Annotated in this window: 26 protein-coding genes and 2 tRNA genes; 19 read left to right on the top strand and 9 right to left on the bottom strand. The window is 63.3% G+C overall.

The window, feature by feature from the left end:
• Positions 1 to 90 precede the first annotated feature (90 nt).
• Positions 91 to 630: a peptide deformylase gene (gene def, locus BLW02_RS00555; RefSeq protein ID WP_092696547.1), complete on the bottom strand. Its 540-nt coding sequence runs from the start codon at positions 628 to 630 to the stop codon at positions 91 to 93.
• Positions 631 to 716: 86 nt separating this feature from the next.
• Between def and BLW02_RS00550 the strand changes: the two genes are divergently transcribed.
• The 6 genes from BLW02_RS00550 to BLW02_RS00525 all read left to right on the top strand — a co-directional run bounded on the left by BLW02_RS00550 (position 717) and on the right by BLW02_RS00525 (position 4,033).
• Complete coding sequence (locus BLW02_RS00550; protein ID WP_092696546.1) at positions 717 to 1,145, top strand: YbaN family protein; 429 nt, start codon at positions 717 to 719, stop codon at positions 1,143 to 1,145.
• A gap of 54 nt (positions 1,146 to 1,199) precedes the next feature.
• A tRNA-Asn gene (locus BLW02_RS00545) sits at positions 1,200 to 1,275 on the top strand.
• A 51-nt stretch (positions 1,276 to 1,326) separates the two neighbouring features.
• Positions 1,327 to 1,402, top strand: a tRNA-Asn gene (locus tag BLW02_RS00540).
• Positions 1,403 to 1,655: 253 nt separating this feature from the next.
• On the top strand, positions 1,656 to 2,390 hold the full coding sequence (gene aat / locus BLW02_RS00535; RefSeq protein ID WP_092696726.1) for a leucyl/phenylalanyl-tRNA--protein transferase: 735 nt from the start codon (positions 1,656 to 1,658) through the stop codon (positions 2,388 to 2,390).
• Positions 2,391 to 2,407: 17 nt separating this feature from the next.
• Positions 2,408 to 3,193 carry an arginyltransferase gene (locus BLW02_RS00530; protein WP_092696545.1) on the top strand — a complete coding sequence of 262 codons (786 nt, stop codon included), beginning with the start codon at positions 2,408 to 2,410 and terminating at the stop codon, positions 3,191 to 3,193.
• A gap of 30 nt (positions 3,194 to 3,223) precedes the next feature.
• Positions 3,224 to 4,033, top strand: coding sequence for an IclR family transcriptional regulator (locus BLW02_RS00525; protein ID WP_092696544.1), 810 nt, complete (start codon positions 3,224 to 3,226; stop codon positions 4,031 to 4,033).
• A 36-nt stretch (positions 4,034 to 4,069) separates the two neighbouring features.
• On the opposite strand, the gene BLW02_RS00520 is transcribed toward BLW02_RS00525, so the two are convergent.
• The 6 genes from BLW02_RS00520 to BLW02_RS00495 all read right to left on the bottom strand — a co-directional run bounded on the left by BLW02_RS00520 (position 4,070) and on the right by BLW02_RS00495 (position 11,636).
• Positions 4,070 to 5,140: a serine hydrolase gene (locus tag BLW02_RS00520; protein WP_092696543.1), complete on the bottom strand. Its 1,071-nt coding sequence runs from the start codon at positions 5,138 to 5,140 to the stop codon at positions 4,070 to 4,072.
• A gap of 114 nt (positions 5,141 to 5,254) precedes the next feature.
• Complete coding sequence (locus tag BLW02_RS00515) at positions 5,255 to 6,793, bottom strand: 2-isopropylmalate synthase (RefSeq protein ID WP_092696542.1); 1,539 nt, start codon at positions 6,791 to 6,793, stop codon at positions 5,255 to 5,257.
• Between the two features lie 207 nt (positions 6,794 to 7,000).
• On the bottom strand, positions 7,001 to 7,834 hold the full coding sequence (gene pssA, locus BLW02_RS00510; RefSeq protein ID WP_092696541.1) for a CDP-diacylglycerol--serine O-phosphatidyltransferase: 834 nt from the start codon (positions 7,832 to 7,834) through the stop codon (positions 7,001 to 7,003).
• A 201-nt stretch (positions 7,835 to 8,035) separates the two neighbouring features.
• Complete coding sequence (gene ilvC, locus BLW02_RS00505; protein WP_005796248.1) at positions 8,036 to 9,052, bottom strand: ketol-acid reductoisomerase; 1,017 nt, start codon at positions 9,050 to 9,052, stop codon at positions 8,036 to 8,038.
• A 158-nt stretch (positions 9,053 to 9,210) separates the two neighbouring features.
• Entirely contained in the window at positions 9,211 to 9,702 is a 492-nt protein-coding gene (ilvN, locus tag BLW02_RS00500; protein ID WP_015013659.1) for an acetolactate synthase small subunit, read from the bottom strand.
• A 143-nt stretch (positions 9,703 to 9,845) separates the two neighbouring features.
• The gene (locus tag BLW02_RS00495; RefSeq protein WP_092696540.1) at positions 9,846 to 11,636 is read right to left on the bottom strand and encodes an acetolactate synthase 3 catalytic subunit; all 1,791 of its coding nucleotides are present in this window, start codon (positions 11,634 to 11,636) and stop codon (positions 9,846 to 9,848) included.
• Positions 11,637 to 11,924: 288 nt separating this feature from the next.
• On the opposite strand from BLW02_RS00495, the gene BLW02_RS00490 reads away from it, so the two are divergent.
• From BLW02_RS00490 to BLW02_RS00465, 6 genes are read left to right on the top strand one after another with little or no spacing between them, the layout of a single operon-like run.
• Positions 11,925 to 12,494 (top strand): RNA polymerase sigma factor, encoded by a 570-nt coding sequence (locus tag BLW02_RS00490; protein ID WP_092696725.1) that lies wholly within the window; start codon positions 11,925 to 11,927, stop codon positions 12,492 to 12,494.
• Positions 12,491 to 12,931, top strand: coding sequence for a DUF3619 family protein (locus BLW02_RS00485; RefSeq protein ID WP_092696539.1), 441 nt, complete (start codon positions 12,491 to 12,493; stop codon positions 12,929 to 12,931). The genes BLW02_RS00490 and BLW02_RS00485 overlap by 4 nt, the downstream gene beginning before the upstream one ends.
• A gap of 17 nt (positions 12,932 to 12,948) precedes the next feature.
• On the top strand, positions 12,949 to 13,824 hold the full coding sequence (locus BLW02_RS00480; protein ID WP_092696538.1) for a DUF3106 domain-containing protein: 876 nt from the start codon (positions 12,949 to 12,951) through the stop codon (positions 13,822 to 13,824).
• A gap of 5 nt (positions 13,825 to 13,829) precedes the next feature.
• Positions 13,830 to 14,369, top strand: coding sequence for an RDD family protein (locus BLW02_RS00475; protein WP_092696537.1), 540 nt, complete (start codon positions 13,830 to 13,832; stop codon positions 14,367 to 14,369).
• Between the two features lie 51 nt (positions 14,370 to 14,420).
• Positions 14,421 to 14,825 (top strand): diacylglycerol kinase, encoded by a 405-nt coding sequence (locus BLW02_RS00470; protein ID WP_092696536.1) that lies wholly within the window; start codon positions 14,421 to 14,423, stop codon positions 14,823 to 14,825.
• The gene (locus BLW02_RS00465; protein WP_092696535.1) at positions 14,818 to 15,411 is read left to right on the top strand and encodes an LOG family protein; all 594 of its coding nucleotides are present in this window, start codon (positions 14,818 to 14,820) and stop codon (positions 15,409 to 15,411) included. Before BLW02_RS00470 ends, BLW02_RS00465 begins: the two co-directional genes overlap by 8 nt.
• A gap of 111 nt (positions 15,412 to 15,522) precedes the next feature.
• Here the strand turns inward: BLW02_RS00465 and BLW02_RS00460 are convergent, their stop codons facing one another.
• Together BLW02_RS00460 and BLW02_RS00455 are read right to left on the bottom strand one after the other, a co-directional pair.
• Positions 15,523 to 15,861, bottom strand: coding sequence for a P-II family nitrogen regulator (locus BLW02_RS00460; RefSeq protein WP_026436763.1), 339 nt, complete (start codon positions 15,859 to 15,861; stop codon positions 15,523 to 15,525).
• 50 nt (positions 15,862 to 15,911) lie between these two features.
• The gene (locus BLW02_RS00455) at positions 15,912 to 17,570 is read right to left on the bottom strand and encodes an NAD+ synthase (RefSeq protein WP_092696724.1); all 1,659 of its coding nucleotides are present in this window, start codon (positions 17,568 to 17,570) and stop codon (positions 15,912 to 15,914) included.
• Positions 17,571 to 17,653: 83 nt separating this feature from the next.
• On the opposite strand from BLW02_RS00455, the gene BLW02_RS00450 reads away from it, so the two are divergent.
• The 7 genes from BLW02_RS00450 (at position 17,654) to sufT (ending at position 24,992) form a co-directional block, all read left to right on the top strand.
• Positions 17,654 to 18,943 (top strand): GNAT family N-acetyltransferase, encoded by a 1,290-nt coding sequence (locus BLW02_RS00450; protein WP_092696534.1) that lies wholly within the window; start codon positions 17,654 to 17,656, stop codon positions 18,941 to 18,943.
• Positions 18,944 to 19,150: 207 nt separating this feature from the next.
• Positions 19,151 to 20,605 carry a Fe-S cluster assembly protein SufB gene (gene sufB, locus BLW02_RS00445; RefSeq protein WP_092696533.1) on the top strand — a complete coding sequence of 485 codons (1,455 nt, stop codon included), beginning with the start codon at positions 19,151 to 19,153 and terminating at the stop codon, positions 20,603 to 20,605.
• 83 nt (positions 20,606 to 20,688) lie between these two features.
• The gene (gene sufC / locus BLW02_RS00440; RefSeq protein ID WP_092696532.1) at positions 20,689 to 21,459 is read left to right on the top strand and encodes a Fe-S cluster assembly ATPase SufC; all 771 of its coding nucleotides are present in this window, start codon (positions 20,689 to 20,691) and stop codon (positions 21,457 to 21,459) included.
• A 3-nt stretch (positions 21,460 to 21,462) separates the two neighbouring features.
• The gene (locus BLW02_RS00435; protein ID WP_092696531.1) at positions 21,463 to 22,704 is read left to right on the top strand and encodes a SufD family Fe-S cluster assembly protein; all 1,242 of its coding nucleotides are present in this window, start codon (positions 21,463 to 21,465) and stop codon (positions 22,702 to 22,704) included.
• Complete coding sequence (locus BLW02_RS00430) at positions 22,697 to 23,971, top strand: aminotransferase class V-fold PLP-dependent enzyme (RefSeq protein ID WP_208859667.1); 1,275 nt, start codon at positions 22,697 to 22,699, stop codon at positions 23,969 to 23,971. The genes BLW02_RS00435 and BLW02_RS00430 overlap by 8 nt, the downstream gene beginning before the upstream one ends.
• Positions 23,968 to 24,447 carry a Fe-S cluster assembly sulfur transfer protein SufU gene (gene sufU / locus BLW02_RS00425; RefSeq protein ID WP_092696529.1) on the top strand — a complete coding sequence of 160 codons (480 nt, stop codon included), beginning with the start codon at positions 23,968 to 23,970 and terminating at the stop codon, positions 24,445 to 24,447. The genes BLW02_RS00430 and sufU overlap by 4 nt, the downstream gene beginning before the upstream one ends.
• Positions 24,447 to 24,992, top strand: a complete 546-nt coding sequence (sufT, locus tag BLW02_RS00420) for a putative Fe-S cluster assembly protein SufT (RefSeq protein ID WP_092696528.1) — start codon at positions 24,447 to 24,449, stop codon at positions 24,990 to 24,992. The genes sufU and sufT overlap by 1 nt, the downstream gene beginning before the upstream one ends.
• Positions 24,993 to 25,040: the final 48 nt, after the last annotated feature.

Raw genomic sequence — 25,040 nt, 5'->3', positions numbered from 1 at the left:
GGCATCAACCTGCAAGGCCAGCCCCATCAGGATGGTCAGCAGTGAGGTGAAACCGTCATGAACCGCAAACAACGCCCCACCTTCCGGCACCTATTCATCCTGCTCCGCGCCCATCTCCGGAAACAGCACCTCGGTATATCCAAACTGCGCAAAATCACGCACCCGCATGGGATACAACTTGCCCACCAGGTGATCGCATTCGTGCTGCACTACGCGGGCATGAAACCCTTCTACCGTCCGGTTGATCGGGTCGCCATAGGGGTCAAACCCGCTATAGCGAATGCGCGACCAGCGCGGCACCTTGCCACGCAATCCTGGCACCGACAGGCACCCCTCCCAGTCTTCATCTTCCGCATCGCCCACCGGGTCGATCACCGGATTGACAAGCACCGTGGGCGGCACCAGCGGCCGATCAGGGTAACGGGGATTGGGGTTGGCAGAGCCAAAAATCACGACCTGCAGATCCACACCGATCTGAGGGGCGGCCAAACCCGCACCGTTGACGGATCGCATGGTTTCGAACATATCGCGCACCAACAGATGCAGCGCATCGGTATCAAATTCAAGGACAGGCTGAGCGATGCGCAACAAGCGTGGATCGCCCATTTTCAAGATGGTATGAATGGTCATGACAGCAGCAGTTCAAGGCGTGCATGATGGGTTGGTTGAGCATAACGCGCGCGCAAGGCCATTGCCCCCATGCACAATTGCATTCAATGGCCTCACCCACCGACGATCCTCCCGACACCCGGACGCCCACGGAGCTACCGCTACCGTTGCGCTGGCTGCTGAAGGTTTTTGCGGTCCTGTGTCTGATTCTGGGTCTGGTAGGGGTATTTGTGCCTGGGCTGCCAACCACCGTTTTCATCCTCATGGCCGCCTGGGCCGCAGCCCGCTGTTCGCCAGCACTGTATCGATGGCTTTGGCACCATCGCCTGTTTGGCCCCATGTTGCGCAACTGGGCCAACGGCGGCTGCGTGAGCCGCCGAGCCAAGTGGAGCGCCACCTTGATGATGGGGCTGAGCAGCATCATCCTGTCGTTCACCCAAGCGCCCCTCTGGGCCGTGGCACTGGCAAGCATTTGCATGGCCTGCGTACTGGCATGGCTGTGGCGCAGACCTGAGCCTGCTCGGAATTCTGCCTGATGCACGGCATTCACGCAGAAATGCACATTTTTATGTATATAATTTAAGTCTTGTTCCTCGATAGCTCAGTCGGTAGAGCGCCGGACTGTTAATCCGTAGGTCCCTGGTTCGAGCCCAGGTCGAGGAGCCAAGAATTTGCAGGCCCCGCATGTGAACGCGGGGCCTTTTACATACCGATCATTCCTCGATAGCTCAGTCGGTAGAGCGCCGGACTGTTAATCCGTAGGTCCCTGGTTCGAGCCCAGGTCGAGGAGCCAATACTGGCAGCCAAAGGCTACCCTTCTGGGTGGCCTTTTTGCTTTGCAGTACCGCACTAGCAAAAGACGGTACGGCTCGCGCGCGATATCTCCACCCCTCTTGCGTGCCTACGCCAGCTGCAACTGATTTGGCCATTCCGATGCCCTCCCCGATTGAGCGCCGTGCGGGTGGCGAAAATGCATGTGCAGCCATCACATCACACATGACGGGTCCTTTGCCACACAATCGAACGCCGCCCTGAAGCCTCGCAACATGCCCCCTCAACTGCCCTGGCTGGAGCCAGAGGACCTTCTGCCCGACCCCTCCACCGCCTGGGGAAAGACCAGCCCCGCTCCGGGCCTGCTGGCAGCGGGAGGAGCCCTTGATGTGGCCCATTTGCACGCTGCCTATGCTCAGGGCACCTTTCCCTGGTTCGGCATAGGCCAGCCCATTCTCTGGTGGGCGCCTGACCCCCGCATGGTTCTGAAGGTGGCCGATTTCCGGCTGCATCGGTCCTTGCGAAAAACCCTGCAGAGATTTCGCGCCAGCGCAGCCTGTGAAATCCGCATCGACTCGGCCTTTGGCCAGGTCATCCGGGCATGTTCCAGCACACCACGGGATGGTCAGAACGGCACCTGGATCGTCCCCGAGATGGTGGTTGCCTACGAAGCGCTGCATGCGCATGGAACGGCCCACAGCGTCGAGACGTGGGTGGATGGAAAGTTGGCAGGGGGCCTATATTGTGTGGCGATCGGCGGCGCCATCTTTGGCGAATCCATGTTTTCCCACGCTACCGATGCCTCCAAGATCGCACTGGCGGCACTGGTTTGCATGTGTCTGCGCAACGGCATTGAACTGATTGACTGCCAACAAAACACCGCGCATCTGGCATCCCTGGGCGCACGCGAAATGCCACGCGCTGAATTCATGCAACACGTGCAGAAGCAGACCACCCAGCCCCCGATGGCATGGCACTTTGAGCCCGTATACTGGAATGCGCTGCTGTAATCGGCGGTACCCACGGCATGACGCAACTCAACGACCTACCGCTGCAAACGCTGCAGTTTTACGCAACGGCACCCTACCAGTGCAGTTATCTGCCCGACCGGCAGGCGCGCTCCCAAGTCGCCACCCCCAGCCATCTGATTCAAGGCGATGTCTATTCGAACTTGGTGGCCCAGGGGTTCAGGCGCAGCGGCATGTTCACGTATCGCCCTTATTGCGACGGCTGCCAGGCGTGCGTACCCCTGCGCATCAAGGCCCACGATTTCAAGCCCGATCGCAGCCAGCGCAGAGCTGCGGCACGCCATGGGCACCTGCAGGCACGGGTGCTGAGGCTTTGTTTCGTTCCTGAGCACTACCACCTGTATCGGCGGTATCAGAATGCCCGCCATCCCGGCGGAGGCATGGACCACGACAGCGTTGACCAATACACGCAGTTTCTGCTGCAAAGCCAGGTGAACACCCGCCTCGTGGAGTTTCGCGAAGTCGATGCATCGGGCGAGGCAGGTCCGCTGAAGATGGTGTCCATCCTTGATATCCTGGAAGACGGTCTCTCGGCCGTGTACACCTTTTATGCGCCGGAACCACATTGCAGCTACGGCACCTACAACGTGATGTGGCAGATTGAGCAGGCTCGCTCCCTGGGCTTGCCCCATGTCTACCTGGGCTACTGGATCCAGCAGAGTGCCAAGATGAACTACAAAGCCCGGTTCATTCCCCACGAGATTCTGGAGGCCGACCAGTGGATGCGCCCGACCGATCAGCATGCAGGTGGTGCCCCACGGCACACATCAAATTTCACAAGATAAAATTACAAACTCTCCCCCATATTCCACCCCATGAAGAAAAGAGATCCAGGCATCCCCGTGAAGCCCAGCGTTCAGGTGCTGGAACGCATGTTCACGCTGATGGATGTACTGGCATCACGCGAAGAAGCAATTTCGCTCAAGGAAATCAGCGAAAAGACAGGCCTGCATCCTTCGACGACCCATCGCATCCTGAACGACCTGACGATTGGCCGGTTCGTTGACCGGCCCGAGTCAGGCAGTTACCGGCTGGGCATGAGACTGCTGGAGCTGGGCAATCTCGTCAAGGCACGCCTGAGTGTGCGCGACGCGGCACTTGGCCCGATGCGCAATCTGCACAAGCTCATTCAACAGCCGGTGAATCTCAGCATGCGCCAGGGCGATGAAATTGTTTATGTCGAGCGCGCCTATAGCGAGCGATCTGGCATGCAGGTGGTGCGCGCCATCGGCGGGCGGGCACCGCTGCACCTCACATCCACTGGCAAGCTGTTTCTGGCGCTCGACGATCCGCAACGCGTGCGCGCATATGCCACGCGCACCGGACTGGCGGGGCACACACGCAACAGCATCACCCAGCTTCAGACACTTGAACGAGAACTGGCCAAGGCACGCCAATACGGCATCGCCCGTGACAATGAAGAGCTGGAACTTGGTGTGCGCTGCATGGCGGCAGGCGTCTTTGACGATCAGGGCAAGCTGGTGGCCGGCCTGTCCATATCGGCCCCGGCCGATCGCCTTGATGAAGGCTGGCTGCCCAAGCTTCAGGCCACCGCCCATGAGATCTCCCTGGCTCTGGGCTACCTCTCCACCCAGGACACAACCCGCACGAACCGCGAATCCTGAAGCAGCAGCAGAAGGTTTGCGCAATAAGGGGGCAGGTCAGCCCGCGCGGGTGGCCTGCAGTTTGGCGCCCAGCGTGGGCAAGGATTCCACCCAATGGCGCACCCGCTGCGCATCTCCCAGCCGGCTGAACTTGCCTGCCGAGTCAAGAAAAACCATGATGAGCTTGCGCCCAGCGATGTGGGTCTGCATCACCAGGCACCGGCCAGCTTCCGAGATATACCCCGTCTTCTGCAACCCGATCGTCCATTCCGGATTCTTCACCAGTCCATTGGTATTGTTGTACTGCAGTGTCCTTTGCCCCACTGCGACCTCATAACCGGGAGAGGTGGAAAACTCCCGCATGACCGGATCCCCGTGGGCCACGTTCACCAGCCGGGCCAGATCGCGGGCACTCGACTGGTTGCGGCTAGACAGACCGGTGGGCTCGACATACTTCGTGTCGATCATGCCAATCGAACGCGCTTTGCTGTTCATCAGTGCCACAAAAGCATCGAGTCCGCCCGGATAGGTCCGGCCCAGTGCGTGCGCAGCGCGGTTTTCACTGGACATCAGCGCCAGATGCAGCATCTCGCCACGGGTCAAGGTGGTGCCTACGCTCAGGCGCGAACGGCTCCCCTTTTCCATATCCACATCATCCTGGGTAATGGTCAGGGGCTCGTCCATGGGCAAGCCGGCCTGGGTGATGAGAAGGCCTGTCATCAACTTGGTCAGCGATGCGATGGGAAGCACCGCATGGTCGTTCTTGCTGACCAGAACCTCGTTCGTGTCCTGATCAATCACGAATGCCACACTGGACTTGAGATCGAGGGGATCGGCAACTTGGTGAAGTCCAGCCATCTGACCAAAAGTCGGCTTGGCCGGCTCATAGACAACCCGCACGGGGGCCTTTGCAGTGCGCGCCGTGGCACGCACCGCCTTGCCCGCGCTGGCAGCCTTGCGCGGCGCTGCGGCACGCTTGGCGCTGACGGTCTGGGCTTGGTGCTTCTTGGCGACGGGTTTCTTCCGTTCGCTCGCCTGGGCGGAGGGCGATAGCAGCGCAACGCTGACAACAAACAGGCCAAAAATCTGGAAGAGACGATTCACTGCAGTGGGGCGGCGATGGTGCATCAGAATGCTCCAAACGGTAATAAGTGTGGGCAGTGTACAGAATTGAAAAAAGTCGCGCAAGATCAATACGTTGCACGACTTTTCAATAAAGTGAGTGAATTACAGGTTCACATCTCAGCCCTGTGCTGCGACACGGTCGGATTTGCTTTGCAATTTGTTCAACGCGCTCAGGTAGGCTTTGGCTGACGCAACCACGATATCGGGGTCAGCTCCCACGCCGTTCACTACCCGACCGCTGTTTTGCAAGCGCACCGTGACCTCCCCCTGGCTCTCGGTCGAACCGCTGATGGCGTTCACCGAGTACAGAACCATTTCAGCACCACTCTGGACATGCGATTCGATGGCCTTCAGCGACGCATCCACCGGGCCATTGCCGTCGGATTGCCCGCGCACCTCCTTGCCATCCACCGTGAACACAATCGAAGCCTGCGGCCGCTCGCCGGTCTCGCTGTGCTGCGCGAGCGAAACAAATCCAAATTGCTCCTTCTCGCTGGTCACGCTTTCATCACTCACCAGCGCCAGGATATCTTCGTCAAAGATTTCACTCTTGCGGTCGGCCAGCTCTTTGAACTTGGCGAAGGCGTTGTTGACGTCGGTTTCGCTTTCGAGCTGCACACCCAATTCCTGCAAGCGCTGCTTGAAGGCATTGCGTCCACTCAACTTGCCCAGAACGATCTTGTTGGCGCTCCAACCCACATCTTCCGCCCGCATGATTTCATAGGTGTCACGGGCCTTCAGAACACCGTCCTGATGAATACCGCTGGCGTGGGCAAAGGCATTGGCCCCCACCACGGCCTTGTTGGGCTGCACCACAAAGCCCGTGGTCTGGCTCACCATGCGACTGGCCGCCACGATGTGCCTGGTGTCGATTCCCACGTCCAGCCCGTAGTAGTCGCGGCGCGTCTTGACCGCCATGACCACTTCTTCGAGCGAGCAGTTGCCTGCGCGCTCGCCCAGACCATTGATAGTGCACTCCACCTGGCGTGCGCCGCCGATCTTCACTCCAGCCAACGAATTGGCCACCGCCATGCCCAGATCGTTGTGGCAGTGCACCGACCAGATGGCCTTGTCGCTGTTGGGCACCCGTTCGCGCAGGCTCTTGATGAAGTTGCCGTACAGCTCGGGCACGGCATAACCCACGGTGTCAGGCACATTGATCGTGGTGGCGCCTTCGGCAATGACGGCTTCGATCACGCGGCACAGGAAATCCGGGTCGCTGCGATAACCATCCTCGGGACTGAACTCGATATCCCCCACCAGGTTGCGGGCAAAGCGCACCGACTGCTTGGCCTGCTCCAGCACCTGCTCGGGTGTCATGCGCAGCTTTTTCTCCATATGCAGCGCAGACGTCGCGATAAAGGTGTGGATACGTGCACTGGCCGCGCCCTGCAGGGCCTCGGCGGCGCGCGCGATATCGCGATCATTCGCGCGCGACAGCGAGCAGATGGTCGAATCCTTGATCGCGTTGGCTATCGCCTGCACCGCCTCGAAATCCCCGTTGGAGCTGGCAGCAAAACCGGCTTCGATCACGTCCACCTTCAGGCGTTCGAGCTGGCGGGCAATGCGCAGCTTCTCGTCCTTGGTCATCGAGGCGCCGGGCGATTGCTCGCCATCGCGCAAGGTGGTGTCAAAAATGATGAGTTTGTCAGCCATTTGGTCTCTCCTGGTACTGGTGGGGTTGCCCGCAACGTCGAAATTCTGGCGCCCAAAACAAAAGGCCCGTTGCGGGTGCATACGGGCCTTTGTGGAAAAAGTGTGCGCGTGCGCCTACCGTCTCCGCCCGTGGGGAGGTAGCAGTAGGGCCAGTGCAAACGTGTTCATGCGGATCAATGTAGCACAGTTTTCTGCATACCGCCGCCATCACTTGTGCAAACCCCGCTCATCGGGCTCATCGGTCGATATGCTGATCACGCTGCTGTGCTGTCCCTTGGCCTTGCGCCACGCATACACGGCATAGCCGCTCAGGCCGTACAGTACGAACACGCCAAACAGGACAATGGGCGGATGGATGTTGATGACGGCAATGCCCAGGGCAATCAGCACGATGGCGGCGAAAGGCACGCTCTTTTTCATCTGCACGTCCTTGAAGCTGTAGAACGGCACATTGGTCACCATGGTGAGGCCCGCATACAGCGTGAAGGCAAACATGACCCAGCTCACCTGCGACCATGTCAGCCAGGCGTCCTGGTCGCGGTGCACCCCCAGCTCGGTCAGCAACCAGATGAAACCCGCCACCAGCGCCGCAGCGGCGGGCGATGGCAATCCCTGGAAATAGCGCTTGTCCACCACGCTGGTGTTGACGTTGAAGCGCGCCAGGCGCAGTGCAGCGCAGGCGCAATATACGAAGGCGGCAATCCAGCCCCAGCGGCCCAGCCCCCGGAGCGACCACTCGTATGCAATCAGGGCAGGCGCCGCGCCAAACGACACCATGTCGGACAGCGAATCCATCTGTTCGCCGAAAGCGCTCTGGGTGTTCGTCATGCGGGCCACGCGGCCGTCCAGGCTGTCCAGCACCATGGCACAGAACACACCCACGGCCGCCATGTCGAAACGTCCGTTCATGGCCATCACGATGGAATAGAAACCACCGAACAATGCCGCCAGCGTGAACAGATTGGGCAGGATGTAAATGCCCTTGCGCCGCTTGCGCACCATCACACCAGCATTCTCGGTGGATTCATTGCCATCATGCATCAAATAGACCTCCAGCCCTTGCCTGTCAGGCGCAAGAAGCTCTCAAATTTATAGCGTTCGATTTTGACCCGCTGTGCTGGCAGAACGCCGCACGGGTACCAGGCGAGGGCAGCAGTGTAGCGCCAGTCAACACCGTGCCCGCCCACAAAAAAGGCCACCGAAGTGGCCTTTGGATGCTGGCAATGCCTTGGCGAGGCAGCATCAGTTGCGGGTCTGATCGACCAGCTTGTTCTTGGCGATCCAGGGCATCATGGCGCGCAGCTGGGCCCCCACCACTTCGATGCTGTGGTCGGCCGTGTTGCGGCGACGAGCCGTCATGCTCGGGTAGTTCAGGCGGCCTTCCTGGATGAACATCTTGGCGTAGTCGCCGTTCTGGATGCGCTTCAGAGCGTTGCGCATGGCGGCGCGCGACTGCTCGTTGATGACTTCGGGACCGGTCACGTACTCGCCGAACTCGGCGTTGTTCGAGATCGAGTAGTTCATGTTGGCAATGCCGCCTTCGTAGATCAGGTCCACGATGAGCTTGAGCTCGTGCAGGCACTCGAAGTAGGCCATCTCGGGGGCATAACCGGCTTCGACCAGGGTCTCGTAACCCATCTTGATCAGCTCGACGGCGCCACCGCACAGCACGGCCTGCTCGCCGAACAGGTCGGTCTCGGTCTCTTCCTTGAAGTTGGTCTCGATGATGCCGGCCTTGCCGCCACCGTTGGCCATGGCATAGCTCAGGGCCAGGTCGCGGGCCTTGCCGGACTTGTCCTGGTGCACCGCCACCAGGTGGGGCACGCCGCCACCCTGGGTGTAGGTGTTGCGCACGGTGTGGCCAGGGGCCTTGGGCGCCACCATCCACACGTCCAGGTCGGCGCGGGGCACGACCTGGTTGTAGTGCACGTTGAAGCCGTGGGCGAAAGCCAGCGAAGCGCCTTGCTTGATATTCGGGGCCACATTGTTGGTGTAGACCTCGGCGATCTGCTCGTCAGGCAACAGGATCATGACCACGTCAGCGGCCTTCACGGCATCGTTGACTTCCATGACCGTCAGGCCGGCCTTGCCGACCTTGTCCCACGAGGCTCCGCCCTTGCGCAGGCCGACCACGACCTTCACGCCGCTGTCGTTCAGGTTTTGTGCATGGGCGTGGCCCTGCGAGCCGTAGCCGATGATGGCAACGGTCTTGCCCTTGATCAGGCTCAGGTCACAGTCTTTGTCGTAGAAAACTTTCATGGGTCGCTCCGGTTGAAATTCGTATGGGGTTGAAAAATAAACAGTCGATTGTCTTACATCGGATTTGGATTCGGCCGGATGGTTAGGCGGGGAGCCGCAGACAGTGCTTTAGCACCGCAAGGCTCTCCAACGACGCCAGCCGGTCGAAGGCAAATCCGTTACACGCGCAGGATGCGCTCGCCGCGACCGATGCCGCTGGCACCGGTGCGCACGGTTTCCAGGATGGCCGTGCGATCGATGGCTTGCAGGAAAGCATCGTTCTTGGACTGGTCACCGGTGAGCTCGATGGTGTAGCTCTTTTCGGTCACGTCGATGATGCGGCCACGGAAGATGTCGGCCATGCGCTTCATCTCCTCGCGCTCCTTGCCCACCGCGCGCACCTTCACCATCATGAGCTCGCGCTCGGTGTAAGCACCTTCGGTGAGATCCACCACCTTCACGACCTCGATGAGGCGGTTCAGGTGCTTGGTGATCTGCTCGATCACATCGTCGGAGCCCGTGGTTTGGATGGTCATGCGCGAGAGCGATGCATCCTCGGTGGGCGCCACGGTGAGCGATTCGATGTTGTAGCCACGGGCCGAGAACAGGCCCACGACGCGGGAAAGAGCACCAGGCTCGTTTTCCAGCAGAACAGCAATGATGTGTTTCATGATGAGAGATTCCTCTTTTCGCTGCCCTCCCCCGCGCACGGTAATGCGCAGGCTTGACAGGCAATAGATTCGTCAAAAAATTGAACGCTACCCATTCGATAGCTAAGAGCGCATGCAGGGCATACGCCAGAGGCCAATTTGTCTTAAAGGTCTTCCGACCCGAGCAACATCTCGGTAATGCCTTTGCCGGCCTGCACCATCGGGAACACGTTCTCGGTGGGGTCGGTGCGGAAGTCCATGAACACCGTGCGGTCCTTGAGTTTGCGGGCTTCGCGCAGCGCGGGCTCCACGTCCTTGGGGTGCTCGATCAGCATGCCGACGTGGCCATAGGCCTCGGCCAGCTTCACGAAGTTGGGCAGCGCGTCCATGTAGCTGTGGCTGTAGCGGCCGGAGTATTCGATCTCCTGCCACTGGCGCACCATGCCCAGGTAGCGGTTGTTGAGCGAGCAGATCTTGATCGGCGTGTTGTATTGCAGACAGGTGGACAGTTCCTGGATGTTCATCTGCACCGAGCCTTCGCCGGTGATGCAGAACACCTCGGACTGTGGCTTGGCCAGCTTGATCCCCATGGCATAGGGAATGCCCACGCCCATGGTGCCCAGGCCACCGGAATTGATCCAGCGGCGTGGCTCGTCAAAACGGTAGTACTGCGCGGCCCACATCTGGTGCTGCCCGACGTCGGACGTGATGTAGGTGTCCGCGTCCTTGGTCATGTTCCACAGCGTTTCGACCACATACTGCGGCTTGATCACATCGCCGCTGCCCATGCTGTATTTGAGGCAGTCGCGCTTGCGCCAGCCTTCAATGGTGTCCCACCACGCAGCGAGTGCGCCGGCGTCGGGGCGGGTGCTGCTTTCGCGGATCATGGAGATCAGCTCGGTGAGCACATCCTTCACGTCGCCGACGATCGGAATATCGACCTTGACGCGCTTGGAGATGCTCGACGGGTCGATATCCACATGGATGATCTTGCGTTCGTTCTGCGCGAAATGCTTGGTGTTGCCGATCACGCGATCGTCAAAACGGGCGCCCACGGCCAGCAGCACATCGCAGTTTTGCATGGCGTTGTTGGCTTCGATGGTGCCGTGCATGCCCAGCATGCCCAGGAACTTGCGGTCCGACGCGGGATAGGCGCCCAGGCCCATCAACGTGTTGGTCACTGGGTAGCCCAGCATATCCACCAGCGTGCGCAGTTCGTTGGTGGCATTGCCCAGCAGCACGCCGCCCCCGGTATAGATATAGGGGCGCTTGGCTGCCAGCAGCAGTTGCAGCGCCTTGCGGATCTGGCCGCCATGGCCTTTTCTCACCGGGTTGTAAGAGCGCATTTCCACGCTCTCGGGATAACCGGTGTAGGGCACCTTTTTGAACGAAACGTCCTTTGGGATATCGACCACCACGGGGCCGGGTCGGCCGGTGCGGGCGATATGGAAGGCCTTCTTCAGCGTCATGGCCAGATCGCGCGGGTCCTTGACGAGGAAGTTGTGCTTCACGATGGGGCGCGTGATACCCACCGTATCGCATTCCTGGAACGCATCCAGACCGATGGCCGCCGTGGGCACCTGGCCCGAGATGATCACCATGGGAATGCTGTCCATGTAGGCCGTGGCGATGCCGGTGACGGCATTGGTCAGCCCGGGGCCCGAAGTGACCAGCGCCACGCCCACCTCGCCGGTGGCGCGCGCGTAGCCATCGGCAGCATGCACCGCGGCCTGCTCATGGCGCACCAGCACATGCTGAATGGTGTCTTGCTTGTAGAGCGCGTCGTAGATATAGAGAACTGCGCCGCCGGGGTAGCCCCAGATGTACTGCACGTTCTCCGCCTGCAACGCCTTGACGAGAATTTCAGAACCCATGAGGTCCTGCGAGCCGGAGGCGGGAGAATTGCCGTGGGAGGCAGCGGCTGCTGAAGTGAGTTCAGCCTTGGAGATTTCCATGATCGATCAACCTTTGTGAATTTCTCTGACGAAAAACCTTGGGTGCTCCTTGCACGGACTCTTGTGAAGCCAGCTCGGAACTTGAGGCCAAGGACATGGGCGGGATGATTGCCGCGCCGGACCGTGACCCGTTTGCCTTTTGAATTGCAGTTGAAATTATCGCACTGCAACACGCGCAAAACCAGCCGCTTCCAAAAAAATCGGGGGGCAATGCAATAATCGAACTGTTGCGCGGGCTGCACCGCGCTTTCACGCATGACTGCATCGCCCCTTCCGGGCTGCTTCCTCTTGGCCACTGAACAAGAACTCTCCGACTTCCTCAAAAGTGTAGAAAGGCGCGCATTCAAGCGCTCGCTCTACCACGTCCGCAATGAGGAAGCGGCCCTGGACATCGTCCAGGACAGCATGCTCAAGCTGGCCGAGCATTACGGCGACAAGCCCACGAGCGAATTGCCCATGCTGTTTCAGCGCATCCTGTCGAACTGCACACTCGACTGGTTTCGCCGCCAAAAGACCCGCAATGCACTGTTTTCGAGCATGAGCGACTTTGACGGACCCGGAGAAGACGGCACGGAATTTGATCTGCTCGAAGCCTACACCGGCCCAGACAATGGGGAGCGGGCCGAAAGCGCGGAAGATCTGACCCGGCGCGCACAGATCTTCAAGGGCATTGAAGAAGAAATCGAGGCGCTGCCGGCACGTCAACGGGAAGCGTTTCTCATGCGTTACTGGGAAGAAATGGATGTAGCAGAAACAGCAGCCGCCATGGGTTGCTCCGAAGGCAGCGTCAAGACACACTGTTTTCGTGCAGTACAGACTCTCGGCAAGGCGCTGAAGGCAAAAGGAATCGAACCATGAACACCGCAAACACCCCCTCCCATGAAATGGCGGCGGATCGTTTTGCTCGCCGCATCACTGCACGGTTAAGCAGTGGAGCGAATGATCTGCCCTACGATATTTCCGAGCGGTTGCGCGCGGCCCGCACGCAGGCGCTGGCCAAGCGCAAAGTCACCGTCCAGGTGCGTCGCATTGCACCCGCCGTTGTGCACTCGGGCCATGCCGCAGCGCTCGGTGGTGGCAGCGAACGGAGTGGCTGGTGGAGCGCCCTGGTTTCGGCGGTTCCCGTGATGGCACTGCTGGTGGGTCTGGTAGTCATCAATGTGGCCCAGGACGAACAGGGAACGAATGAGGTGGCGGAAGTGGATGCCGCCCTGCTGACCGACGAGTTGCCCCCAGCGGCTTACTCCGACCCGGGTTTTGTACAGTTCCTGAAAACCGCCCATTCCAGCAACTGATCGACTTCTTTTTCTGCATGCACGCAAGTCCCCCTGACGGCCATCCCACCATGCCAGCCTTCGTGCTGGCTTTGGTGCTTTTGGGTGCGCTTGCAGCCGGCGGCATGGCGGTGCTCAACCAGGTGCGCATGGCGCCGGGCACCTTGGTACCCGTGGCCGCGCTGGCCTCCAGCCCCAATGGCAAAGGTGCAGGCACGGCAGTCCATCCATCCCGACAAACCCCTGCGGGCCCGGGCTGGGAGGTTCTGAACACTCCGCAGAAACTGGCGCTCTACCCTCTCGCGGAACGCTGGGCGCTGCTCAGCGAAGCGCAGAAACGGCGCTGGCTCGCCCTGGCCCAGAATTTCCCCACGCTCCCAGAACATGAGCAGGAAAAACTCCACGACCGCATGACGGAATGGGCCAGCCTGAGCGTGCAGCAGCGCAACCAGGCACGGCTCAACTATGCCGACTCCAATCGCCTGGCCCGTGACAACAAGCTCGCCCAATGGCAGGCTTACCAGGCGCTGAGCGATGAAGAAAAGCGCAAGCTGGCTGCGCGCGCGGCCCCCAAGCCGCAAGGTGCAGCCACTGCGCTCAAACCGGTTTCCCCCCGCAAGCTGGCACAGATTCCGGCGGCCTCGGAGGCCAACCCCAACCGCCCCAATCAGCCCAAGATCCCACCGGTACAAAGCCTCTCGCCACGGCTGGCGAAGCCAGCACTGTCCACCCCTGCCGCTGCGGGGCACGGAAGTGATGCACCGGTTTCACCACCCCCAGCCTTGGTGGAAACCGCCCCCGTCAACGTCCCGATGGCTGTGCCAATCACGCTGCCACCACTGCCGGCTGCGCCAGTTGCCAGCGACCATGCGACCCCGGCCGTACCCGATGCGCCCCTCCTGACTCCCCAGTAATTTGCATGCCCGTCCTGCCCCCGCCTGAAGCGCTGCCTTCCCCGGTCCCCGCCTCCACGAAGCTTCAGGCCCCGAGCCTGGTCCGCCGCATGGCATGCTGGATGTACGAAGGCATCCTGATGTTCGGCGTGGTCTTCATCGCCGGCTACCTGTTTGGCACCCTGAGCCAGACCCGCAATGCCCTGGACAACCGCCATGCCCTGCAGGCCTTCCTGTTTGTGGTGTTTGGCATCTACTTCACCTGGTTCTGGGCCAAGGGGCAGACCCTGGCCATGAAAACCTGGAACATCCGTGTGGTGGACCGTGGCGGCCGCCCGCTCACGCAGGCGCGTGCGCTGCTGCGCTATGTTCTTTCCTGGCTGTGGTTTCTGCCGCCATTGGCCGCGGTGGCACCCTTTTCGCTACCGGGCGGGGAAGCCACGGTGATCATGCTGGGTTGGGTCGCCGTATGGGCGCTGCTGAGCCGCTTTCACCCCCAGCAACAGTTCTGGCACGACGCACTGGCGGGCACCCGCCTGGTGCACCACGAACCTGTCAAAAAATAAACTTGCTCGGATATGCCCTTGCCGGACACATCCGGCCCCGACAATTGCCGCATGCCATCACTCGACTCCCCGCACCCCGCCAACCCCCAGAAAGCCCGGACTGGACTGAACCGGGTCTGGCATGCCACGGGCTACTCCATCGCAGGCCTGCGTGCCGGCTGGAACGAAAAGGCGTTTCGCCAGGAAGTCATTGCGGCCGTGGTCCTGGTTCCGCTGGCGTTCTGGCTGGGCCGCAACTGGATGGAGGTGGCGCTGCTGGCCGGGTCGGTCATCATCGTGATGATCGTCGAGCTGCTCAACACCGGCATCGAGACCGCCATTGATCGCATCGGCCCCGAGTGGCATGACCTGTCCAAGCGTGCCAAGGACATGGGCAGCGCTGCGGTGCTGCTGTCGCTGCTGCTGTGCATCGGCATCTGGTGTGCCGCTCTTTTTCAGAGGTTTTTCCATGGCTGAACCCGCTTTCTCCATCTGCGTGTACTGCGGCTCGCGTCCCGGTGAGAATCCGGCGTTTTCCCAGGCCGCCCAGGCCGTGGGCCAGTGGATCGGCTCGCATGGTGGCCAGCTCGTGTACGGCGGTGGCCTCAGCGGCCTCATGGGCACGGTGGCCGAGGCCACACGCCTTTCCGGTGGCCGGGTGGTGGGCGTGATACCGCAGACGCTGGTGGACAAGGAACTGGCCAATCGCCAATGCGACGAGTTGCACATCGTGCAGACCATGCACGAGCGCAAGGCCATGATGGCCGAGCGCAGCAACGCCTTTGTGGCGCTGCCCGGCGGGATTGGCACCTTCGAGGAACTGTTTGAAGTCTGGACCTGGCGCCAGCTGGGCTACCACGACAAGCCACTGGGCCTGCTCAACGTGGGCGGCTACTACGACGGTCTGCTGGCCTTTTTGCAGACCAGCGTGGCGAGTGGGTTCATGAGAGGGTGGCAGATGGACCTGCTGCACATCGCAACCGACAGCGACGCCCTGCTGCGCACCCTGGTGCAGTCGGCGGGCCACAGCCTGGAGCAGGTACCGCTGCGCTCGGTGATCTGACAGCCCGCAAAACGAGCGCGACCCAAGCCAGCGCCCCCGCGCAAGGGCCACCCCGCCGCGCTGGGGGCGCCCCCCCCTCAGGGGGATGGCGCGAACCGACACAGGGGGAGCCTATACCGCGGCGTCGTCCAGGTCACCCGTGCGGATGCGCACCACGCGCTCCACGGCGGTCACAAAAATCTTGCCGTCGCCAATCTTGCCCGTGCGCGCCGCATTGACGATGGCGTCCACGCAGCGCTCCAGGTCTTCTGTCTTGACCACGACTTCCACCTTCACCTTGGGCAGGAAATCCACCACATACTCCGCCCCGCGGTACAGCTCGGTGTGACCTTTCTGGCGCCCGAAACCCTTCACCTCGGTCACGGTGAGGCCCGTCACACCGCATTCGGCCAAGGCTTCACGGACCTCTTCCAGCTTGAACGGCTTGATGACGGCGGTGATCATTTTCATGGGGGAGTCTCCTGGAGGATAAAAAAGGCGGTGGAACTGGCGGGTGCCCGTCAGGCCCTGAATTGGCTGGTGATAGGGTAGCGCCAGTCCTTGCCGAAGCTGCGGCGCGTGACGCGCACGCCCACGGGGGCCTGGCGGCGCTTGTATTCATTCAGCTTGATCAGCCGGGTGACGCGTTCGACATCGGCGCGCTCAAAACCGGCGGCAATGATGGACTCTATCGGCTCGTCATTTTCCATGTAACGCGCCACGATCGCATCGAGCACCTCGTAGGCCGGCAAACTGTCCTGGTCTTTCTGGTCGGGGCGCAACTCGGCACTGGGCGGGCGCGTGATGATGCGCTCGGGGATGGGGTTGGTGCCGGTGCCATACGGATCGTGGGCATTGCGCCAGCGCGCCAGATCGAACACCCGGGTCTTGGCCACATCCTTGATGGGCGCAAAGCCGCCGGCCATGTCGCCATACAGCGTACAGTAGCCGGTGGCCATCTCGCTCTTGTTGCCGGTGGTCAGCACGATGGCGCCAAACTTGTTCGACAACGCCATCAGCAGCGTGCCGCGGATGCGGGCCTGCAGGTTCTCCTCGGTCGTGTCCTCGGGCAGGCCGGCAAATTGGCTCGCCAGCGCCGCCTTGAAGGTCTCGAACTGGGGTGCAATCGCGATTTCGTCATGGCGCACGCCCATGCGCTCGGCCATGTCGCGCGCGTCGATCCAGCTGATGTCCGCCGTGTAGGGCGAGGGCATCATCACGGTGCGCACCTTGTCGGCGCCCAGGGCATCCACGGCAATCGCCAGCACCAGCGCCGAATCGATGCCGCCCGACAGGCCCAGCAAGGCGCCCGGAAAGCCGTTCTTGCGCACATAGTCGCGCACGCCCAGCACCAGCGCGTCCCACAGGTCGGCCTCCAGGCTGCGCTCGGGCGCCACCTCTGCTTCTATTTTGATAGCCTCCTGCGCTTCATGGATGCGCGCAAACACCAGCTTCTCTTCAAAACCGGGTGCCCGACCGGCCACCGAGCCATCGGCATTCAGGGCAAAGGAACGGCCTTCGAAAACCACCTCGTCCTGCCCGCCCACCAGGTGGGCATAGACCAGCGGCAGGCCTGTCTCGGCCACCCGCTCGCGCATGGTCTGCTCGCGCTCGGCGCTCTTGCCCAGATGAAAGGGCGAGGCATTGATCACCGCCAGCAGCTGCGCCCCCGCCTGTGCTGCAGCGCGCGCGGGCGCGGCAAACCACGCGTCCTCGCAGACCAGCACGCCCACCCGCACGCCCTCCACCTCGAACACGCAGGGCGACTGGCCGGCAACGAAATAGCGGCGCTCATCGAACACCTGGTAGTTGGGCAGCTCGCACTTGGCATAGGTCTGCTCGATCTGGCCATGCCGCAACACGCTGGCCGCATTCAGGCAGGGGCTGAACGCCGGGTCATCCGGCGCCTGCTTTTGCGGATGACCCAGCACGATCGCGAGGCCCCTCAACCCTGCGGTCTCGCGGGCCACGGTTTTCACGGCATCATCACAGGCCGCAAGAAATGCGTGGCGCAAAAACAGGTCTTCTGCCGCGTAGCCACAGATGGCCAGCTCGGGCGTCAGCAGCAGCCGCGCGCCCTGCGCATGGGCCTCACGCGCGGCAGCGATGATTTTTTGCGCATTGCCGGGCATGTCGCCCACGACAAAATTGAGCTGAGCGGTGCAAATGGAGAGCGTCATGGAACTGGGATCGGCCCCTGCGGCCAGGTTGGACACCGCCACCCCTTGGAGCCCCGCGCTGGGCGGCGGCCCATGGAGGCAGCATGGCTGAAGGCAACATTATCGCGCGCGTGCTGGCATCGCCGCTGGAGGTGGACGCCAGCGCCTGGAACGCCCTGCTGGCGCGGCACCCGCACGCCACGCCCTTCATGCGCCACGAATACCTGGCGGCCCTGCACACCAGCGAAAGCGCCGTTCCCCGCACGGGCTGGACGCCCCGCTTCATGACGCTCTGGGAGGGCCAGGATCAACACGCGGTGCTGGTGGCCGCCTGCCCGCTGTACCTCAAGAGCCACTCCTACGGCGAATACGTGTTCGACTGGTCCTGGGCCAGTGCCTACGAGCAGCATGGCGTGCCCTACTATCCCAAGGCGGTGGTGGCCGTGCCCTTCACGCCCGTGCCCGGATCCCGTCTGCTGGCGCGCGACGAAACCACACGCCAGCTGCTGGTGCAGGCGCTGCGCCGGTGGTGCGAAGACGAGGGCCTGTCGTCCTTGCATATGCTGTTTGCCAGCGACGACGACGTGCTGGCCAGCGCTCGGCAAGGTCTGATGCTGCGGCATACGGTGCAGTTCCATTGGCAGAATGCGGCCCCCACGCTCCCCGCTTCGCGTGGTTCGCAGCCCTCCGAGGGGGCGCTCGCCGCCCTGGGACGGCCCGACGACGGCCCAGGCCTGGCTTTCGAGAGCTTCGACCACTTCCTCGCCAGCCTGTCCCAGGACAAGCGCAAGAAGATCCGCCAGGAACGCCGGCGCGTGGCCGATGCGGGCGTCACCTTCCGCTGGGCGCTGGGGGCCGACATCAGTACATCCGACTGGGACTTCTTTTACCGCTGCTACGAGCGCACCTACCTGGAACATGGCAACCCGCCCTACCTCACGCAGGCCTTCTTTCAGCAGATGGCCGACCGGATGCCCGGGCACTGGCTGCTGTTCATTGCCGAGCGGGAGGGCCGATCAATCGCTAGCAGTTTGATAGCTATTGACGATGATCCGACCTGCACCAGCGCAATTCATCCTGCAAAAAACCCACCCCGCGCCGCGTATGGCCGCTACTGGGGCGCGCTGGAGCGCGTGGACTGCCTGCATTTCGAGGCCTGCTACTACCAGCCGCTGCAATGGTGCATAGCCCAAGGCGTGCAGCGCTTTGAAGGGGGAGCCCAGGGCGAACACAAGATGGCGCGCGCCCTGCTGCCGGTGCAGGCGACCAGCACGCACTGGCTGGCACACCCGGCGTTTGCCGATGCGGTGGAGCGATTTCTACAGCGCGAAGGCGCCGGCGTGGAAGACTATCTGGACCACCTGCAGGCGCGCAGCCCGTTTCGCGCCACCTAACCCCGCAAAAACCCACCGCGGCACCCGCCGATGCCCATGGGCCAGGCACGGTTACCACCTGCCATGCTTGTACCCATCAATAAACATGCATAACATATGAATCTTTAAAACACACTCTCTCCAAAGGGCTCACCATGGTTCCCCACCCCGCAGCCACCTATCGCCGGGCCATCCGGGCAGCAACCGTCAACCTGTGGGGGAAATGCCATGTCCACCGTTGAACAGGCCGCGCCGCTGGCCCAGGCGCTGGAGCGCCCTTACCGGCACGGGTTTGTGACCGACATTGCGTCCGATTCCCTGCCGCCAGGCCTGGACGAAGGCACCATCCGCGCCATTTCGCGGCGCAAGCGCGAGCCCGAATTTCTGCTGCAATGGCGCCTGGCGGCCTTTGAACGCTGGCTGTCCATGCCCCTGCCCGCCTGGGCCCAGCTGCAGATGGAGCCGGTGGACTTCCAGGCGCTGAGCTACTACTCGGCCCCCAAATCGCTCCAGGACGGACCCCAGAGCCTGGCCGATGTGGACCCCAAACTGCTGGAAACCTACGAAAAGCTCGGCGTGCCGCTGCACGAACGCGCGCGTTTGGCCGGCGTGGCCGTGGATGCGGTGTTTGACTCGGTCTCGGTGGGCACCACGTTCCGCGAGCAGCTGGCCAGGGTCGGCGTGATCTTCTGCTCGTTCTCGCATGCGGTGGAGCACCACCCCGCGCTGATCGAGCGCTACCTGGGCACCGTGGTGCCGCCGGGCGACAACTTCTATGCCGCGTTGAATTCAGCGGTGTTCTCCGATGGCTCGTTCGTCTACATCCCCCAGGGTGTGCGCTGCCCAATGGAGCTGTCCTCGTATTTCCGCATCAATGCGCGCAACACCGGGCAGTTCGAGCGCACGCTGATCATTGCCGAGGAAGGCAGCCATGTGAGCTACCTCGAAGGCTGCACGGCGCCGCAGCGCGACGAACACCAGCTGCACGCCGCCGTGGTGGAACTGGTGGCGCACGAGGACGCGCACATCAAGTACTCCACCGTTCAGAACTGGTACCCCGGCGACGAGAACGGGCGCGGCGGCATCTACAACTTCGTCACCAAGCGCGGGCTGTGCGCCGGCAAGCGTGCCCACATCGCCTGGACGCAGATCGAGACCGGATCGGCCATCACCTGGAAATACCCCAGCGTGGTGCTGCGCGGCGACGAATCGAGCGGCGAGTTCCATTCGATCGCGGTGTCCAACCACTTCCAGCAGGCCGACACCGGCACCAAGATGATCCACCTCGGGCGCAACACCAAAAGCCGCATCGTCTCCAAAGGCATCAGCGCCGGACACGCGCACAACAGCTACCGCGGCCTGGTGCGCGTGGCACCCACCGCCGCCGGCGCCGCGAACCACACGCAATGCGATTCGCTGCTGATCGGTCCCGATTGCGGCGCCCACACATTCCCGTACATCGACACCGCACGCAGCGACGCCGTGGTCGAGCATGAGGCAACCACCACGCGCATCTCCGAGGAGCGGCTTTTTTACTGCCAGCAGCGCGGCATCGACCCGCAGGAAGCCACGGCGCTCATCGTCGGCGGCTTCTGCCAGGCGGTGCTCGAAGAGCTGCCGATGGAATTCGCCCTCGAAGCCAAGGCTCTGCTGGCGGTATCCCTCGAAGGCGCGGTGGGCTGAAACACCGGTTTGCAGTCAAAAAACCGCCTTTAGCCCTTATCCATCAAGCGCTGCAAGCTATCCAATTGAACCAAGGACACCCCATGACAACCCCCTCCCCCCTGCTGCAAGTGCGCGACCTGCGCGTGAATGTGGGCGAGCGCACCGTGTTGCACTCGGTCTCGCTCGATGTGGCACCCGGCTCCCTGGTGGTGCTGATGGGCGCCAACGGCAGCGGCAAGAGCACGCTGGGCCTGACGCTGGCCGGCCATCCGAACTACCGCGTCGCGAGCGGCCAGGCGCAGTTTGCCGGGCAGGATCTGCTGGCCATGAATGCGCAGGAGCGCGCCAGGGCCGGCCTGTTCCTGTCGTTCCAGACGCCGCCCGACATCCCGGGCGTGAAGAACAATCTGTTCATCCGCACTGCGCTCAACGCGGTGCGCGAGGCCCGGAGCGAGGCGCCACTGGATGCCTTCGATTTCCTGGGCAGTGCCCGCGCCGCTGCCCGGCAGCTGGGCCTGCCCGAAGCCATGCTGGGCCGCCCGGTCAATGAAGGCTTCTCGGGGGGCGAGCGCAAGCGCAATGAGTTGTTGCAGCTCGCGCTCTTGCAGCCGCGCCTGGCGCTGCTCGACGAAATCGATTCGGGCATGGACGTCGATGGCGTGCGCGCCGTGGTCCAGCTCGTGCAGAAGCTGCGCGCCCAGGGCACTGCCTTCGTGGTGGTGTCGCACTACCTGCAGCTCATCGAATCGCTGCAGCCCGACACCGTGTTGCGGCTCGATCAAGGCTGCATCGCTGACACCGGCAACCTGGAACTGGCGCGCGGCATTGCCCGCACCGGCTTCGCGCGCGCGGCCGAACCCGTGGAGGCCTGAGCCATGGACACCGCAAGAGCCGACGCACTGACCGCCCGGGAGCACCTGGCCCTGCGGGGCTGGATACCCGCACGCAGCGAATCCTTTCGCCACCTGCCACCACCCGGGCTTGAGACCTGGCTGGGAGACGCCGCCCCTCCTGCCACGGCAGACGGCAACGCTTCATCCCTTGCGGGTGCCGGCTGGACACTGCACCCGGTGGGCGGCACACCGCCAGTGGGCGTCAGCGCCCGCTGGCTGGATGCCAGCGATCCGGCCCAGCGCGCCGAGTTGTTCGCCGGCCTGCCGCTGCCCGGCGAAGGCGACGCCGCCCCCTTTGCCTGGGCGCACCGCGCCCTGTGCCGCCAGGGCCTGCGCCTGCGCATCGGTGGCACGCCCGTTACCCACACGGGCCAAACCGTGTGGCTGCACCTGCGCCACCAGCCACGCACCCGGGTGGAAGCCCCGCTGCTCGTGGTGGAAGTGCAGGACGGCGTGCGCTGCGTGCTGATCGAGACCCACGAACGCGAGCCAGCCCCATGCGGGCCCCCGCTCGTGCAGAACCTGCGCATCCACCTCCATGTCGGGCAAGGCGCGACGCTGCAGCATCTGCGCATGGCAACCCCCGCCGCAGAGGACCAGATTTCCCACATCGTGCAGGCGCACCTGGACCAGGGCGCGCAGTATGCGCAGGCGCTCATCGCGTCGGACAGCGCATACCATCTGCAACGCAGCGCGCTGGATCTGCAGGGTGCCCACGCCAGCACGCGCACCGCCGGCGTGCTGCTGGCCAGCAGCTCGGTGCTGGAGCAGCAGGTGCAGACCCTGCACAACGCCGCCCACACCCACAGTGCCGTGGAGGCCCTGGTGCTGGCCAGCGGCAAGGCCCATGCGGTGGCCAACGCCCACACCCGCATCGCCCCGGGCGCCAGCGAAGCCAATGTGCGCCAGCGCCTGAGCGGCATCCCGCTGGCGGGCCAGCCCCGGCTGGTGCTGCGCCCGCACCTGGAAATCCACCACGACAACGTCCAGGCCGCGCACGGCGCCACCTGGGGTGCACTGCCCGAAGACGCCCTGTTCTACGCGCGCCAGCGGGGCCTGGACGAAGCCAGCGCGCGCACGCTGATCATCCAAGGCATGGCCACCGCGCTGCTGGAACGTTGCTTCGACGCCCCCGACCTGCTGGCCACGCTGGAGGAAGATGGCCTGCTGGCGCGCACCCTGGCACGCCACCTGACCACAACCGAGGAGCCACACCATGGGTGAAATGCATTTCCTGCAGGAACTGGTCGCCACCCCCGGCGCACTCGCCAGCGGCGTGCGCACCCTGTTTCCGGTGCTGGAGCAGCGCATCCACGGCGCGGCGCTGGCTTACCTCGACAACGCCGCCACGACACAGGTGCCGCTGCCGGTACTGGCCGCCATGCGCCATTTCGAAGCGCATGACCGCGCCAACATCCACCGCGGCGTGCACACCTTGAGCCAGCGCGCCACCGACGCTTTCGAGCAGGCCCGCAGCGACCTCAAGCGCTTCGTTGGTGCGGGCGCCGGGCACGAGCTGGTCTTCACCTCGGGCACCACCGAGGCGCTGAACCTGGTGGCGCACGGGCTCTCGGCCGCGCAGCCGGGTGGCGCTTTCCTCCAGCCGGGGGACGAGATCATCGTCAGCGGCCTGGAGCACCACGCCAACCTGGTACCGTGGCAGCAGGCCGCCCGGCGTAGCGGCGCCATGCTTCGCGTGCTGCTGCCCGATGCACAGGGCCGACTGCATGCGCAAGACCTGGCCTGCCTGCTCACCCCGCGCACCCGCGTCTTCGCCCTGACGGCCTGCGCCAACGCCACGGGCGAAACACCGCCGTTCGCGGCCCTGCTGGCACAGGCCGCGCAAGCCGGCGCGCTCACCGTGCTCGACGCCGCGCAGGCCGTGGGACACACGGTCATCGACCTGTCGGCCCTGGCCTGCGATTTCATGGCCTTTTCGGGCCACAAGATGTACGGCCCCATGGGCACCGGCGCCCTGGTCGGACGCATGGCGGCACTGGAGCGCCTGGCGCCGCTGCGCTATGGCGGCGACATGGTCGAGCGGGTGAGCTACACCGACGCGGCCTTTGCCCCGCTTCCCAGCCGGCTCGAAGGCGGCACGCCCAACGTCGCCAGCGCCGTCGGCATGGCGGCGGCGGCTACGTTCATCGGCCATATCGGCCGCGCCGCCATCGATGCCCATGTGCAGGCACTGCGAGCGCACGCCGTGGCCGGCCTCGCCGCCATCGAAGGCATCACGGTGCTGGCGCCGCATGCCACCACGTCTGCCATTGCTTCCTTCGTCACGCCGCACGCGCACCCGCACGACATCGGCACCCTGCTCGACGCGCAAGGCATTGCCGTGCGCACCGGCCACCACTGCGCCCAGCCGCTGCTCGACCACCTGGGCACCGGCCCCACCACGCGCGCCTCGTTCGGTCTGTACAACACCCATGACGAGGTGGAACGGCTCATCGCCGGCGTGGCACATGCCCTGGAGGTACTGCGATGAGTGCTGCTGAAAACGACCTGTACCAGGAGGTGGTGATGGACCACAAGCGCGCCCCGCGCAACTTCGGCCACCTGCCCGCTCCGAACCACCAGGCGCGCGGCACCAACCCGCAGTGCGGCGATGACCTGAGCGTGGAGCTGGATGTGCAGGCCGGCCAGGTGCGCGACATCCGCTTCAGCGGACAAGGGTGCGCCATCTGCATCGCCTCGGCCTCGATGATGGGCGAGGCCGTGAAGGGCCACGACGTGGAGGCGGCGCAGCAGTTGCAGCAGCATTTCCGTGCCGTGCTCACCGGCGAGATCGAACCCGAGGAAGCGCAATTGGGCAAGCTCGTCAGCCTGGCCGGCGTGCGCCGCTACCCGAGCCGCATCAAGTGCGCCCTGCTGGGCTGGCATGCCCTGATGCACGCATTGGCGCAGGCACCCGACGCATCGCCTGCTGCAGCGGATGCCACGCCGCCGGGGAACACACCATGATGAAACGACACCGCGAAGACGTGCTGATCAACCGTCCGGTACGGGTGGAGCGCATTCCCGAAGGCTCGCCACTGGATCTTGCAGCGGGCGAGCTCGCGCAACTCACGCAGGCTTTGGGATCGTCGTTCACGCTGCTGGTGGACGGGCAGCTGGTGCGCCTGAAGGGCGTGGATGCCGATGCCATCGGCAAACCCCCGCCAGCCACCCTGGCTCTGCCCGACAAGGTTGAACTGGAGGATGTGAGCGACCTGGTCTGGCAGACCCTCAAGACCTGTTACGACCCGGAAATCCCCGTGGACATTGTCGAACTGGGTCTGATTTACCGCTGTGACATCGAGCCGCTGGACAGCGACCAGGTCAAGGTCTGGATCGACATGTCGCTCACCGCGCCGGGCTGCGGCATGGGCGAATCGATTGCCGAGGAAGTGTGCGACAAGGTGCTGGCACTGCCCCGCGTGGGCGAGATCACCCTCAATCTGGTGTTCGATCCCCCCTGGGATCGATCCAGGATGTCCGAGGCCGCGATGCTGGCCCTGGGCCTGTAGCAAACTGCCATCACCGGAAGCCCCTTGCGGGCGCTGGTCCCGTCCTGC

The sequence above is a fragment of the Acidovorax soli genome (assembly GCF_900107605.1).
GTDB lineage: Bacteria > Pseudomonadota > Gammaproteobacteria > Burkholderiales > Burkholderiaceae_C > Acidovorax > Acidovorax soli.
The sequence above is the reverse complement of the archived record's forward strand: the minus strand, read 5'-3'. Positions and strand labels throughout refer to the sequence as shown.